The sequence below is a fragment of the Streptomyces sp. NPDC031225 genome, from assembly GCF_055570355.1.
In genome coordinates, this window is sequence record NZ_JBVIHJ010000003.1 from 201,769 (window position 1) to 216,132 (window position 14,364).

The 14,364-nt window shown below is 71.3% G+C and carries 10 protein-coding genes; all 10 read right to left on the reverse strand.

What is annotated here, in order from left to right; genetic code table 11:
* Nucleotides 1–30: 30 nt before the first annotated feature.
* Nucleotides 31–2,019 carry a TIM-barrel domain-containing protein gene (locus ACZ48Z_RS06435; protein WP_468734654.1) on the reverse strand — a complete coding sequence of 663 codons (1,989 nt, stop codon included), beginning with the start codon at nucleotides 2,017–2,019 and terminating at the stop codon, nucleotides 31–33.
* 32 nt (nucleotides 2,020–2,051) lie between these two features.
* Nucleotides 2,052–2,879: a carbohydrate ABC transporter permease gene (locus ACZ48Z_RS06440; protein ID WP_468734655.1), complete on the reverse strand. Its 828-nt coding sequence runs from the start codon at nucleotides 2,877–2,879 to the stop codon at nucleotides 2,052–2,054.
* Nucleotides 2,876–3,796 carry a carbohydrate ABC transporter permease gene (locus ACZ48Z_RS06445; protein ID WP_468734656.1) on the reverse strand — a complete coding sequence of 307 codons (921 nt, stop codon included), beginning with the start codon at nucleotides 3,794–3,796 and terminating at the stop codon, nucleotides 2,876–2,878. The genes ACZ48Z_RS06440 and ACZ48Z_RS06445 overlap by 4 nt, the downstream gene beginning before the upstream one ends.
* Nucleotides 3,793–5,037: an ABC transporter substrate-binding protein gene (locus ACZ48Z_RS06450; protein WP_468734657.1), complete on the reverse strand. Its 1,245-nt coding sequence runs from the start codon at nucleotides 5,035–5,037 to the stop codon at nucleotides 3,793–3,795. The genes ACZ48Z_RS06445 and ACZ48Z_RS06450 overlap by 4 nt, the downstream gene beginning before the upstream one ends.
* Nucleotides 5,038–5,118: 81 nt before the next feature.
* Nucleotides 5,119–6,072 (reverse strand): LacI family DNA-binding transcriptional regulator, encoded by a 954-nt coding sequence (locus ACZ48Z_RS06455; protein WP_468734658.1) that lies wholly within the window; start codon nucleotides 6,070–6,072, stop codon nucleotides 5,119–5,121.
* Nucleotides 6,073–6,074: 2 nt separating this feature from the next.
* Nucleotides 6,075–8,549 carry an ATP-binding SpoIIE family protein phosphatase gene (locus ACZ48Z_RS06460; RefSeq protein ID WP_468734659.1) on the reverse strand — a complete coding sequence of 825 codons (2,475 nt, stop codon included), beginning with the start codon at nucleotides 8,547–8,549 and terminating at the stop codon, nucleotides 6,075–6,077.
* 419 nt (nucleotides 8,550–8,968) lie between these two features.
* A complete protein-coding gene (locus tag ACZ48Z_RS06465) occupies nucleotides 8,969–9,610 on the reverse strand; it encodes a hypothetical protein (RefSeq protein WP_468734660.1) in 642 nt (213 codons plus the stop codon).
* A gap of 272 nt (nucleotides 9,611–9,882) precedes the next feature.
* Complete coding sequence (locus ACZ48Z_RS06470; protein ID WP_468734661.1) at nucleotides 9,883–11,211, reverse strand: enolase C-terminal domain-like protein; 1,329 nt, start codon at nucleotides 11,209–11,211, stop codon at nucleotides 9,883–9,885.
* Nucleotides 11,212–11,519: 308 nt separating this feature from the next.
* The gene (locus tag ACZ48Z_RS06475; RefSeq protein WP_468734662.1) at nucleotides 11,520–12,857 is read right to left on the reverse strand and encodes a gluconate:H+ symporter; all 1,338 of its coding nucleotides are present in this window, start codon (nucleotides 12,855–12,857) and stop codon (nucleotides 11,520–11,522) included.
* Between the two features lie 630 nt (nucleotides 12,858–13,487).
* A complete protein-coding gene (locus ACZ48Z_RS06480; RefSeq protein WP_468734663.1) occupies nucleotides 13,488–13,778 on the reverse strand; it encodes a hypothetical protein in 291 nt (96 codons plus the stop codon).
* Nucleotides 13,779–14,364: the final 586 nt, after the last annotated feature.

Here is a 14,364-nt window from a genome sequence, read left to right on the forward strand (position 1 = left end):
ACAGGACGGGGGCGGTGGGCGACACCCCGCTCACAGAACGTGCGCTCGGGCACGCAGCCACAGGGGCGCGGTGGCCAGGGGAAGCTCGGCACGGTGCCAGGCAGGGCCGGTGACCGGTCCCCCGGCGCCGGTGTACGGCAGCCACTGTCCCGGCGGGAACCAGACCTGTCGCCGTCCTCCCGGCGCGTACAGCGGGGCGACCAGCAGGTCGGGGCCCAGCAGGTACTGGAGGTCGGCGGCGTGGGCGTCCGGGCGGCCGGGGTGGTCCAGGGCCATGGGGCGGGCGAGCGGCTCGCCGGTGCGGACCGCTTCGGCGGCGGCCGAGCGGATGTACGGCAGCAGGCTCTCTCGCAGGCGGGCCGCGTGCAGTACGGCCGTGTACGCCTCCTCGCCGAAGTCCCAGGGCAGCCTGGACGTCATGCCGTGGAACCGGCTGAGCGGTGACAGCAGGCCGAACTGGGCCCAGCGGACGAAGAGTTCGGGATCCGGTGTGCCGTGGAACCCGCCGATGTCGTGGCTCCAGAAGGGGTGCCCGGAGAAGGAGAGCGAGAGGCCCGCGCGCAGGGTGGACGCCAGGTCCTGCCAGCTCGCGTTGGAGTCGCCGGTCCACTTGGCGCCGTGGCGCTGGCCGCCGGTCCAGGTCGAGCGGCCCCAGGTCAGGCCGTGGCCCGCCACGTCCCGGGTGACCTCGGCGACCAGGTCGTTGAAGAGGAGCGGGTAGAGGTTGTGCAGCCGCTCGCCGGTCATGCCGTTGTGGGCGACCGCCTCCGCGGGGACCGCCTCGCCGAAGTCGGTCTTGAGGACCGAGGCCCCGGTGGCCAGCACCTGGCGGATCCGGCTCCGGAGCCAGTCGGCGGCGTCGGGACGGGTCAGGTCGAGGACGGCCGAGTCGGGATGCGCCCCGCCCCAGATCCGGCCGGTCCAGGTGGCGCCCGAAGGGGTGCGCAGGAACCAGCCGTTGCGTTCCGCCTCGGTGAAGTGCGGGCTGTCGACGCTGAGATACGGGTTCATCCAGAGCGAGACGTGGAAGCCCTGTCCGGACAGGTCGGTCATCAGCCCGCGCGGATCCGGGAACGCCTCGGTGTCCCACCCGAGGTCCGACCAGCAGCCGTGTCGCTGCCAGTACGTGTCGATGTGCAACACCGAGCAGGGGAAGCCGAGTTGACGCACACGTCGGGCGCGCTCGCGTACGTCGGCCGCGCTGTCCCGGCGGAAGCCGCCGGAGATCCAGGGGCCGAAGGCCCAGTCCGGGGGCAGCAGGGCGGGGCCCGTCAGGTCGCGGTAGGTGCGCAGGCACTCGGCGGGCGTGCCGGTGATCAGGTAGTAGTCGAGCACCTCGTCGGGGACGGTCAGCGACCAGGCGCCGGTGTTGCTGTGGGCGAGGTCGAAGGAGGCCGCGGTGGTGGTGTCCACGAGGACGGCGTAGCCCCGGCTGGAGAGCAGGAGGGGAACCGCCTTGTAGGAGCGGGTTCCGGTCGAGCCCTGGGCGTCCTCGACCCAGCAGTCGACACTTTGGCCTCGCAGGTCGGGGCCGGTGAAGCGTTCACCGAGGCCGGAGAAGTGCTCGTCGGGTTCGGTGATCCAGCTGTCGTGGTAGGCCAGTCGGCCGTCCGCGAGTTCGGTGACGCCGAGGGGCAGGACCGTCGTCCGGTCGCTGGGGTCGCTCACGTCGGTGGCCTGACGGAGGTGGCAGGTCGTCAACTCCAGGGTCAGGGGCGCCGGCTGGAGCTCAAGGACCAGGGCGTCGAGGTGGAGGGTGAGCCTGTCCGGTGACCGCTCCACCGTGCAGCCGGTGTCGGTCGGGGCGGTGACCACGCAGACCCGGGGTTCCGTGGGCACCTCGTCCAACCGCAGGGTGATCCGCAGGGAGTTGCCCGTGGCGGGGCGCAGGCGGAGGGTGCCGGTGCGTCCGGCCGCCGTGCGTACGTCGAGGGTCACGCCGTCCTTGCCGGCGTGGGTGACGGATGCGTCGGCCAGGGGGTCCAGTGCGGCCGGAGTCAGGGCCGGAGGCGGTGCCACCCAGGGAGTGCTGTCACGGGGATGCACGGCGATCAGCCCCTCACACTGCCCGCGGCGAGCCCGCCGACGATGAAACGCTGGAAGACGGCGAAGACACAGACCACCGGAATGCTGATGAGGGTGGCGGTGGCCATCAGGGCGCCCCACGACGTTCCGTGCTGCCCGACGAAGGAGTTGAGCAGGACGGTGACGGGCTGGACGTCCGGCCCCTGGGCGAGTGTGAGGCCGAAGAGGAACTCGCCCCAGCCGATGAGGAACGACAGTCCGGCCGCCGCGACCACGCCGGGCGCCGTGAGCGGCAGGACGATCCGCAGCAGCACCCCCGGCAGCCCGCAGCCGTCGACCAGGGCCGCCTCCTCCAGCTCGCGGGAGACACCGCGCATCACCGGGCGCAGCACGATCACCGTGAAGGGCAGCGTCAGCGTCGTGTCGGCCGCGATCAGACCGAGGTGGGTGTCGGTGAGACCGGCCCGGCGTTCGAGGATGAACAGCGGGGCCGCGAGCACGATGGCCGGCGGGAGCTGGGCGACGAGAAGCGCGAGCACCATCACGCCCGAGCCCCGCATCCGGACCCGGGCGAGCGCGTAGGCGAGCGGGACGCCCAGCAGCAGGGTGAGCGCGACCACCCCGCTGGAGATGACCAGGCTGTTGAGCAGGGCCCGGGTCAGCCCCTCGTACCCCAGGGCCGTCGCGTAGTTCTCGCCGGAGACGGGGCTGGGCGCCCACTGCGGGGTGGGGGCCTGGATGCGGTCCGGCCGGGTGAGGCTGGTCTTCACCATCCAGTACACCGGCAGCAGGAAGACCGCGGTGATCAGCGTCGCGGCCGCTGTCAGCAGCCAGGGGTGACGTGGGGTCCTCATACGGCACCTCCCCTCACGGCCTCGTCCTCGCGCCGCAGCCGTCGTACGTACCAGACCCCTGCCAGCAGCGGTACGACGAGCAGCAGCAGGCCCGCCGCAGCGCCCTGTCCGAACCGGAAGAAGGTGAAGAACACCTCGTAGACGTAGAGGGAGAGCACCCGGGTGGCGTCGACGGGGCCGCCGCCCGTCATCACGAAGACGAGGTCGAAGACCTTGAAGGTGTAGACGAGCCCGAGGAGCAGGACGGTCACCGAGACGGGCCGCATCAGTGGGAGGGTCAGATGGCGGAAGCGCTGCCAGGCGTTCGCGCCGTCGAGGGCGGCGGCCTCGTGGAGCTGCGGGTCGATGGTGTGCAGTCCGACCAGGAGCAGCAGCATGTTGAAGGGCACGCCGACCCAGACGTTGGCGAAGATCACTCCCGCCAGGGAGGTGGACGGGTCGGTGAGCCAGTCGTGGGACAGGGCGTCCAGGCCGACCGCCCGGAACAGGGCGTTGTAGGCGCCGGACTCCGCGTCCAGCATCCAGCGGAAGAGGGTGCCGCTGACCACCGGGGGCAGCAGCCAGGCGACCAGCAGGAGTGAGCGCAGCAGGCCGTTCAGGGGGAACGGGCGGGCGAAGAGCAGGGCCAGGGCGAAGCCGATCGTGAACTGGAGCAGCAGCGAGCCCAGGGTGAAGAGGAGGGAGAGGCGTACCGAGTGCCAGAAGGCCGGGTCGCCGGTCACCGCCCGGTAGTTGTCCAGTCCGTTGAACCGCTCGGCGCCGCCGAGGAGTTGGCTGAGGTCGACGTCGTGGACGGAGGTCCACACGGTATAGCAGAGCGGGTAGGCCAGGAAGAGGGCGAGGAAGGCCATGCCCGGCAGGCAGAACAGACAGCCGGTGCGGCGCAGACCCGCGGAGGGCGAGAGGGGCTGGGTCATTGCTCGCCCAGGGCTTTGTCGATCTTCGCGGCCGCGGTCCTGGCGGCGGCGGACGGTGACGCGGACCCGGCGAGCACGGCCTGCTCCGCCTCCGCGACGGTCTGGGAAACCTCGGCGTAGTGGGCGCCGTACTGGCGCGGCCGGGCGAGGGGCAGTTGGCTGAGAAAGAGCCGCAGGGCCGGGTCGGAGGCCCAGCTGCCCCGGTCGGCGAGGTCCTTGCGGGCGGGCAGTTCACCGAAGGCCACCAGGTACGGCACCAGGACCGAGGGGCGCTGGGTGTACTCCAGGACCTCCCAGGCCTTGTCGACGTGCTTGCTGTTCGCCATCACGACCCAGTTCTCGCCGCCCAGGCAGGTGGCGGCCTCCCTGCCGCGGGGCAGGGCGATGACGTCCCAGTCGAAGTCCGCCTTCTTCAGGGCGGGGATCTGCCACGGTCCGTTGATCTGCATCGCGGCGCGCTGGTTGAGGAACCGGGTGTTGACGTCCTGCTGGGTCCAGCCCACGCACTGTTCGGAGAGGGAACCCTTGGCGATCAGTTCGTCGAGGAAGGTGAGCGCGGTGGCGCCGTAGGTGCTGAACGTGTCCAGGTCGCCGCCCGCCTGCCAGAGGAACGGCAGGAACTGGAAGACACCCTCCTCGGTCTTGATCGCGCTCAGCGCCAGGCCGTAGCGGTCCCCGCTGGTCAGCCTGTGGGCGGCGTCGGCCAGTTCGTCCCAGGTGGTGGGGGGTTCGACACCGGCGGACTTGAGCAGGCGGGTGTTGCAGTAGAGGGCCAGACAGTTGCTGTTGTTGGGGATGCCGAGGGTCTTGCCGCCGACCTGGCAGCCACTCCAGGGGCCCTTGTAGTACTGATCGGCCTGGCCCCATGTCCCGACTCTCGCGGTGAGGTCGGCCAGCAGACGGCTGCCGCCGAGGGTGTTCATGGCGACGTTGTCGACGATGGCGAGGTCGGGCAGGTCGCCGGAGATCGCGCCCAGGGTGAGCTGCCGTTCCAGCTCCGCGAACGGGAAGCTCCGCCGCCGGATCCGCACGTCGGGGACACCGGCCTCGATGTCCTTGATCAGGCGGTTCATTCCGGGCTGGAAGTTGTCCAGGGTGAAGTAGTCCCACCAGTCCAGCGTCACCGGGCCCGACTCGGCCGAACTGCAGGAGGCCAGGGCGCCGCCGACACCGAGGGCGGCCGCGGCCGCTGTCACGCCCGAGCTGCGCAGGAAATCACGGCGGTCGAGGGGGTACGACATTCTCTGCTCCCAGGGTTCGGTGATCGGGACGACCGAAGTGATCGAGCCGGTCGGAGTGATCGGGGCACAGAAACCGACGTATCAGAAATCCAGGTCCAAATCGGGGAAATCGGGGAAATCGGGGAGCCCGGTTTCGGGTTCCGAGCCCGGCACCGGCCGGCAGCGTCCGGTGCTCGCGCGCAGGGTGATCAGGGGTTTCAGCAGGACGTGCCGGGCAGGCGTGTCGGGTGAGCGCAGCCGCCGCACCATCAGGTCGACGGCGACCCGGCTCATCTCCTTGGCGGGTATGTCGGCCGCGGTGAGCGGCGGGTTCACCTGTTCGGCCCAGGGGCTGGCGGCGACGCCGACGACGGAGAAGTCGCGCGGCACGCTGCGGCCGTGCCGGGTGAGTCCGCGGTAGACGCCTTCAAGGGCCGCTTCGTTCAGGGTGACCAGCGAGGTCGTCGCCGGGTCGTCGTCCAGGATCCGCTCCACGGCCCGCTCCCCCGAGGCGAGGTCGTCGCCGCAGAGGTAGGCGTGCGGGGTGAGCAGCAGTTTCTTCATCATCTCGGTGTAGCCCTCGTCCCCGAGGCGGGCGAAGCCGTAGCCGCTCTCGAACAACTGTTCCGACCGGTTGACGAAGGCGATGCGGCGGTGGCCGAGGTCGGCGAGGTGCTGGACGCACCCGCCGGCCAGTCCGGCGAAGTCCAGGTCGACCCAGCCGGCCACGTCGGCCCGGTGGTTGCGGCCGATGGCCACGAAGGGGAAGCCCGCGTCGGCCAGCCGCTCGACCCGGTCGTCCTCCCGGCGGATCTCCATGACGATGACGCCGTCGACCCGCCGGTCGTCGATCATGCGCGGGAACGAGGGGTCCTCGTGGGTATCGGCGGGCGCGAGGAGCAGATCGTAGCCGTGCCGTGCGGCGGCCTCGGCCACTCCGCCGACGAAGGCCAGCTGCATGGTGGTGTAGTCGCCGAGTCGGCCGGCGGGCGGATAGAGGAGCCCCAGCGTGTGCGTGCCGCCGCCGGAGTCGTCGCTTCTGGTGTGCTGTGCCATGGTCAGCCGGCCGGTAGGGACTGTTCGGCCCAGATGGTCTTGCCCGCAGGCGTCTGACGGGTGCCCCAGCCCTGGGTGAGCTGGGCGACCATGTGCAGCCCGCGGCCGCCCTCGTCGTAGGTACGCGCGCGGCGCAGGTGCGGGGCGGTGTTGCTGGCGTCGGAGACCTCGCAGATCAGGGTCCGGTCGCGGATCAGCCGCAGCCCGATCGGTACGGCGCCGTAGCGGATGGCGTTGGTGACCAGTTCGCTCACCACGAGTTCGGTGACGAACGCGGCCTCCTCCAGTCCCCACGCGGTCAGCTGACGGGTGGCCTGGGCGCGGGCGTCGGCCACGATCGCCGGGTCCGAGGGCAGTGACCAGGCGGCGACCTGGTCGGCGTGCAGGGCGCGGGTGCGGGCGAGGAGCAGGGCCACGTCGTCGGACGGGCTCGCGGGCAGCAGGGCCTTCAGGATGGTGTCGCAGGTCGCTTCGAGGGAGGCGACCGGGCCGGTCAGGGTCTCGCGGAGCCGGTCGAGCCCGGCGCCGACGTCACGGTTGCGCGCCTCGACCAGTCCGTCGGTGCAGAAGGCCAGCAGACTGCCCTCGGGCAGCTCCAGCTCGGTGCACTCGAAGGGCAGCCCGCCGATACCGAGCAGCGGCCCCGGGGTCAGCTCGACCACGCGGGCCGTGCCGTCGGGGAACAGGACGACGGGTGGGACGTGACCGGCGCTGGCGAAGGTGCACACGCGGGAGACGGGATCGTAGACGGCGTACAGACAGGTCGCGCCGATCTCGCCGCTGACGACGTACGGCTCGTCGGGGGCGATGTCCTCATTGTCCGTGGCGAGATGGGTGACCAGGTCGTCGAGGTGGGTGAGGAGTTCGTCCGGGGGCAGGTCGACGTCGGCGAGGGTGCGGACGGCGGTGCGCAGGCGGCCCATGGTGGCGGAGGCGTGGATGCCGTGCCCGACCACGTCCCCGACGACCAGGGCGACGCGGGTGCCCGACAGCGGCACGACGTCGAACCAGTCGCCGCCCACCCCCGCGCCCGTACCGGCGGGCAGGTAGCGGTAGGCCACCTCGACGGCCGCCTGTCTGGGCAGGTCCCGGGGCAAAAGGCTCCGTTGGAGGGTGAGGGCGTTGGTGCGTTCGCGGGTGTAGCGGCGGGCGTTGTCGACGCCGACGGCGGCCCGGCCGGCGAGTTCCTCGGCCAGGAGCAGGTCGTCCGGCTCGAAGGGCGGGGAGCCGTCGATGCGGGCGAACACCGCGACGCCGAGGGTGATGCCCCGGGCGCGCAGCGGGGTGGCCATGAGGGAGTGGAATCCGTACGCGTCGTTGCGCGCGGTGCGGGCCTCGTGCCCGGCGAGCCAGCGGGTGAAGTCGGGGTCGCCCGCTCCGCTGAGCACCGGTTTCCCGTCGACCAGACAGCGGGCGGGCGGTGAGAACGGGGGGTAGGTGTCCATCGTGCCGAGGTCGATGGCCGCTTCGGGCACACCCTCGGCCGCGGACTGGTGGGCGACCCTGCGCAGCAGTACGTCCGCGTCGACGGGCCCCGGCACCGGCTCCTCGCCGCGCAGCACGGAGTCCAGCAGGTCCACGCTGACGAAGTCCGCGAGCCGCGGTACGGCGAGGTCGGCGAGTTCCTCCGCGGTGCGGGTCACGTTCAGCGTGGTGCCGACGCAGGCGCCCGCCTCCTGCAACAGGGCGAGCCGCTGCCGGGCCGCGTGCTGGTCGCTGCTGTCGAACGCGGCACTGCCCACGCCGACGACCTCCCCGGTGGCGGGGTCCCGGACGGGCCACAGCTCGATGACCCAGGCGCGGTGGTGGGCGGAGGAGAGGGGGGTGGGGACGGCCGTGGCGCCGGGGGCGCAGGACGGCTCCGGTGCCAGGCACTCGTAGCGGAGGGGGGTGCCTTCCTCGGCGACCTGACGGACGCACTGGAGGAAACCCGCGTCGGCGGGCGCGGGGGCGTACCGCTCCCGTCCGGTGCCGCCCGGCGCCCGGGCGGGTCCGGGTGTACCGGTCGGCTGCTCGCCTTGAGCGGCCGCGTTCCGCCGCGACGAGCCGGAGTCCGCGGTGTGGGTGGAGAGCGCGACCGAGGCCTGGTCGAACGCCCACTCCACCATGCTCCGGTCGCGCTCCGCCCCGGCGGGGCTTGTGGTCACGGCCACGACGAAGCCGTGGGCGACGCCGTCGCCGCCCAGGGACGGCTGGGCGTGCAGGGTCGCCTCGACGCGGTGGCCGTCCCGATGTCGTAGCGCCGCCGTGCCCGTCCATTCCCGGGACCCGACGAGGGAGAGCCCGGTCACCTCGGGGGCTTCCGCACCGAGGAGCAGATCGGTGGCGGGGTGCCCTACGGCCTCCGGGGCGCGGTGGCCCAGCAGCCGCCGGGCGCCCTCGCTCCATCCCGTGACCGTGCCGTCCAGGCCGAGGGTGACCGTCGCGACATCAGATGACCACCCGCTGTGACCGTTCCCTTGATCAAAAGTGGCCATTCTTGCTCTATTCGCGCGGTTTGGGGCCTCACAGACCCAGAGTGCGCGCCACACAGGAATCGGACAAGTCAGATCGAAGGACCCAAAGCCTCCCAGGCATCGGACCCGCTTCCCTGTACGTCCATGACTGCCGCTGCGCACACCGAGCCGCTCGTGCGCGAAGCCCGCCGCCTCCTTCATCACCCCGCCCGGGGCACGGACGTACGTCCTCACGACGTCCCGGTCCAGCGCCGCCCCGCGCGCCGGGGAGCGGCGCAGCCCCTCGTGCGTGCGGTGGGCACGGCCCATGCTGTAGGCGACGCGGGCCCCGTCGAGCAGTTCACCGGTGGCCGGCAGCCGCCGTGCCCCGCTCGGGCCGGTCGTGCGTTCGAGCGCCGGGTCCGGGAGCGGCTATCGCCCCCGGACACCGACCCCTCGGATCACAAACCGTCACGCACCATCGCGGCGACGATCCGCACGTGCCGGTCGGCCGCGGTGCCGGAGAACTCGCTCTCGTAGTTCAGGCCGTAGGGCCAGAAGTGCCCGCCGCCGGTGGACAGTTTGGCCGAGGAACCGTCGTACTGCCGGACGAGCGCGGTGGCTTGCGCACCGGTCCAGGTACCGCTGCCGCCGAGGGAGGACCAGCCCGCGCTCGTGCCCACGCCGATGGTGTGGGCGGTCTCGTGCAGCGCGGTCCGCTCGGTCATGTAACTGCGGTTGCTGCCGAAGCGGATGGTCCCGTTGATGTTGCCGTCCGCGGTGGGCACGCTCGGGTCGTAGCGGACGGTGATGGACTTCCCCAGGTCGCTGAGGTTGTTGTAGCGGGCCACCGCGGCGTTCATGGCCGAGGTGATCAGGGTGTACGCCGACTGCTGGTCCGCGGTGGGGTTGCTCGCCCGTACCAGCGTCCAGGTGATGGTCGCCGCGGCGACCTGTTCCTGCGGCGCGGGCGCGGCCGGCGGGGTGGCCCGGGCGATGCCGGGACCGGTCAGAAGTACGGCGGCGAGGGCGGCGACGACCACCGTGTTGCGCCGGGGGGTGGTGATGCGCCCGGTGGGCCGTGGGGCCCGTCGTGGGTTCATGTGGGGGTCCTCTGTGGGGGGTGGATCCCGTGGGGGGAAGTCTGCGACATGAACGAGAAAGCGCTTTCGAGGTTGCCCGGATGTTAATGAGGTGTCTTGCGCATGTCAACGATTCCGGCGCCCGGTGACAGCCCTGCGCCGGCTCGGGCGCCCGGAGACCGCCCTTCGCCGCCGCGGGAGTCCACCGACCGCTCTCCAGCGCATGGGAATCGGCGAGCGCTCTCCACCGCCGCTGGAGTCGGCGAGCGCCGACGGGCCCTCGTCGCCCCGGTTCACCGCACGAGGCAGGGCCGCTTGGCGTCGAAGGTCCAGTCCTTGATCAGGTACTGCATCCCGGCGGCGTCGTCGCGCCCCGACGAGGCAACCTTCTGGTGCAGTTCGTGTGCCGCGCGCAGCCGGTCCATGTCCAGGCGGACCCCGAGACCGGGCGTGTCGGGGACGGCGACCTCGCCACCGGTGATCCGGGGCGGTTCGACGGTGAGCCGTTCCGTGCCTTCCTGCCAGATCCAGTGGGTGTCGAGGGCGTTGTACTCACCCGGAGCCGCGGCACCGCAGTGCGCCATCATCGCCAGGGAGATGTCGAAGTGGTTGTTGGAGTGACAGCCCCAGGTCAGTCCCATGGCATGGCACAGCTGGGCGACCCGGACCGACCCCTGCATGGTCCAGAAGTGCGGGTCGGCGAGCGGGATGGACACCGACTGCAGGGCGAGTGCGTGGGTCAGCTGCCGCCAGTCCGTGGCGATCATGTTGGTCGCGGTGGGCAGGCCCGTGGCCCGGCGGAACTCGGCGAGGATCTCGCGGCCCGAGTAACCGCCCTCCGCACCGCAGGGATCCTCCGCGTAGGCGAGCGTGCCGACGAGCGGGCGGCACAGGGCGACGGCCTCGCGCAGCGACCAGGCGCCGTTCGGATCCAGGGTGATCCGGGCCTCGGGAAACCGCTTCTTGAGCGCGCGTACGGCCTTCACCTCCTCGCTGCCCGGCAGGACTCCGCCCTTGAGCTTGAAGTCGCGGAAGCCGTAGCGGTCGTAGGCGGTCTCGGCCTGGCGGACGATCGCCTCAGGAGTCAGCGCCTCCTCGCGCCGGACGCGGTACCAGTCGATCTCCGCGCCGGGCTCACGGACGTAGTCCAGGTCGGTGCGGTCCGGGTCACCGACGTAGAAGAGGTAGCCGAGGACCCGTACGGCATCGCGCTGCCGGCCGTCGCCGAGCAGGGCGGCGACCGGGACGTCGAGGTGCTGTCCGAGCAGGTCCAGGAGCGCCGACTCGACGGCGGTGACCACGTGCACGGTCGTCCGGAGGTCGAAGGTCTGGGCGCCGCGGCCTCCCGAGTCGCGATCCGCGAAGGTGTCGCGGACCGCCCGCAGAACACGCTTGTAGTCGCCGACGCGCGCGCCGACGACGAGGGACTCCGCATCGCGGAGAGTCCGCGTGATGGTCTCGCCACCTGGCACCTCGCCCAGGCCGGTACGCCCCTCCGAGTCCTCCAGGACGACGACGTTCCGGGTGAAGTACGGGGCGTGGGCGCCGGAGAGGTTGAGGAGCATGGAGTCCCGGCCGGCGACCGGATAGACGGAGAACCTGGTGACGACGGGCTGGCTCATGACAGGCGGTACCGCTCTCGTGAGATCCGACAGGGCGGAGGGGAGGCCGGGGGTGGGAGGACCCGGGGGCGGGGGGGGTGGGAGGACTGGGGCCGGGGGGTGGGGGGACAGGGGGCCGGGGGGAGGACTGGGGGCCGGGGACGCTGAGGGGGCGGGGGTCGGGAGCTCGGGGCTCGGGGCTCGGGGATCAAGGCTCGGGACTCAGGACTCGGGGCTCGGGACTCAGGACTCAGGACTCAGGACTCGGGGATCAAGGCTCGGGACTCAGGACTCGGGGCTCGGGGCTCGGGGCTCGGGGCTCGGGGGGATCAGACCTTGAGGACGTCCAAGGCCTGTTCGAGGACCAGTACACCGCCGAGGCCCAGGATCGCCAGCACCGTCGTATACGTGGTGCGGGCTTTGATCGCGTCGATGACGGACAGATTGAAGTACTCCTTGAACATCCAGAAGCCCGGGTCGTTGACGTGCGAGAAGGCGATCGAGCCGCAGGAGACGGCAAGCACCATCACCTCGGCGTGGACCCCGCTGCCCGCGAGCAGCGGCAGCGCCACGCCGGAGGCGGTGACCACGGCGACGGTCGCGGAACCGAGGGCCACGCGGAGGATGGCCGCGATCAGCCAGGCCAGGATGATCGGCGAGATGGACCAGCCGTCGGTCGCGTCCTTGATGTAGTCCGAGATCCCGCCCTCGACGAGGACGTTCTTGAACGCGCCGCCCGCTCCGATCACCAGCAGGATCATCGCCATCGCCTGGGCGGCCTCCCTGCACGAGGTGCTGACCTCCGCCAGGCTGCGCCCCATCCTCGGCCCGAACGCCCATATGGCGACGAGCAGGGTGAGCAGCAGGGCGATCGGCGCGGACCCGATGAAGGCGACGAAGTGCAGCCAGGGGTTGTCCCCGGAGGCGGCCAGGTCGGTCACCGCTGCACCGGCGATCAGCACGACCGGCAGCAGGGCCACGGCCAGCGCCCACGCCATGCCCGGCATCTCCTCCTCCTCGAAGACCCGCTCGCTGACCAGCCCCTTGGGTATCTCGGGGTTCATCCGCCGCACGAACGGCAGGCGCGGCCACGTGAGCGCGATGAACGCGCCGACCGGGACCGCGATGAACAGGCCGTAGAACAGGGTCAGTCCGACGGACGCGTGGAAGGTGGCGGCGACGGCCGTGGGGCCCGGGTGCGGGGGCAGGAAGCTGTGCATGGTGGACAGCGCGATCGACATCGGCAGCCCCACCCAGAGCAGGTTGGTCCGGGTGACCCGGACCAGGGTGAAGGCGACCGGGACGATGATGACGAAGGCGACCTCGTAGAACATGGTCACGCCGATGAGCATCGCGGACAGCACCATGGCGACCTGCACCCAGCGCGGACCGCACACGTCGAGGAGCCTGCCCGCGATCCGCTGAGCCGCGCCGGAGTCCCCCATCACCCGGCCGACCATGGCGCCGAGCCCGATGGTGAGCATCGTGTCGCCGATCTGGTCGCCGATGCCCTCGGAGAGGACGTCCGGGATCTCCTCCAGACCTATGCCCTGCACCAGGGCGACACCCACGGCGACCAGCAGAAGGGCAACGAAGCCGTTCAGTTTCAGCTTCGTCATCAGAAGGAGCAGGACGAGGACGCTGATCGCGACCACGAGGAGCGGCATGTGTCAGTTCTCCTTTGAACTGCCGGTGCGGTGAGGTGCGTTGAGCGGAGCTTCGTCACGCTAGTAAGTCACCCTGCTGAACGCGATCCTCATACAAAGACGCCATCTACATATGAGGACGGAGGTTAGGTCGATGGATCGCCGAGGGTCAATGGGTGTGCACGAATCGCCTCACGATCGGCCCGTGTCGTTGCACTCCGGAGCCCCGGCGCGCGAGGGGAAATCAACGGTTCGCACCGCCGTTTGGGTGCTCGAACCGCTCGACTGCAACCTCGGGTTCCGCGCGCCGTGTTCGCATCCCTACGGCCGCAGCGTCGGAGTCGGCGGGCACGATCTCACGATCACTCGCACCGGACAGGCCGTATCCCTCGCAGGGGCAGGGCCGTACCCCTCGTAGGGGCGTTCGCACCCCCCGCCGGGGCGACGGGCACACATCACCGGCGCCCGCACATGCCGAACTCGCCGCACCTGAAGACGAGTTGTCGCGATCATGCGGCGTCGGCACCGTCGTTCTCCCCGAAGCAGCGGACGTCACCGCATCCACCCCGAAGGAACCTCGCCGACCTGACAACCCGCCACCGCGGCGGCAACCTCAGCACGACCCCGGCCGCGTCCTGGGCCGGGGACCGCTCACGACGGCTCCCGGCTCTTCCTGAGCAGGTGGAGACCGAAGGCGATCCGGTGGACGCCGAGGAGCATGGGCCCCCAGGCCACCAAGTGCACGCCTGCGCCGTGGGCTTGCCCATGGGTGACGACGGTGACGAGCAGCCCCCCGATGAACCAGGCCGCACCGAACTCGACGGAGCGCCTGCCTCTCGCCTCCCGTGCGGCCCGCTGTTTCGATGGGACGCCGTCGCGCGGGACGGGCGAACTCCCGTACTTCCCACACTTCCCGTACTGCCGTATGCCGTTGTCGGACAACCTGGTTCCCGAGTCGATGACGCTGTCGTGGCCGGCGTCGCCCGCGGCCTCGCATCGCGACGTCCGGCCGGTCGGACAGTCCCCCGCGCCGTCCGACCGGCCGTCGGCCGTGCACGTGGGGACGTTATCGGCGCACAGCCGACTCGGTCTTGGAAGAAAGTGCACTCTCGAAGACAACCCTCGCCCCTTTTCCGTCCGGCGCGAAGCCACCATCTGTCCGGGCATGGTCGTCCCGGCGATGTTCCGGGACTCGCGGTTGAGGTGCGCCTGATCGCGGAAGCATCCGCCCCACGGACGACGCGGTGAAGTCGACCACCCGAGCCCGGACGGCGAGCGGCGGCACGGATGCGGACCGACGTCCAGGTCCCGGAGGCGAACCGCCGCGTCCGGGTCCCGGAGGCGAACCGCCTGCAAAACATCACGCCCCTCCGCGACGTCACCGAGATCCTGCGCGTCACGCACGGCGGAGTCGCCCGGCGGGCGCTGAGCGTGATGACCGGCGATGCGGACAGCGCAGATCCCGTTCGCACCGTACGGCGGCGCGCAGAAGGGGCCCCGCAGCCGCTTGGAGGACGGCCCTCGCACG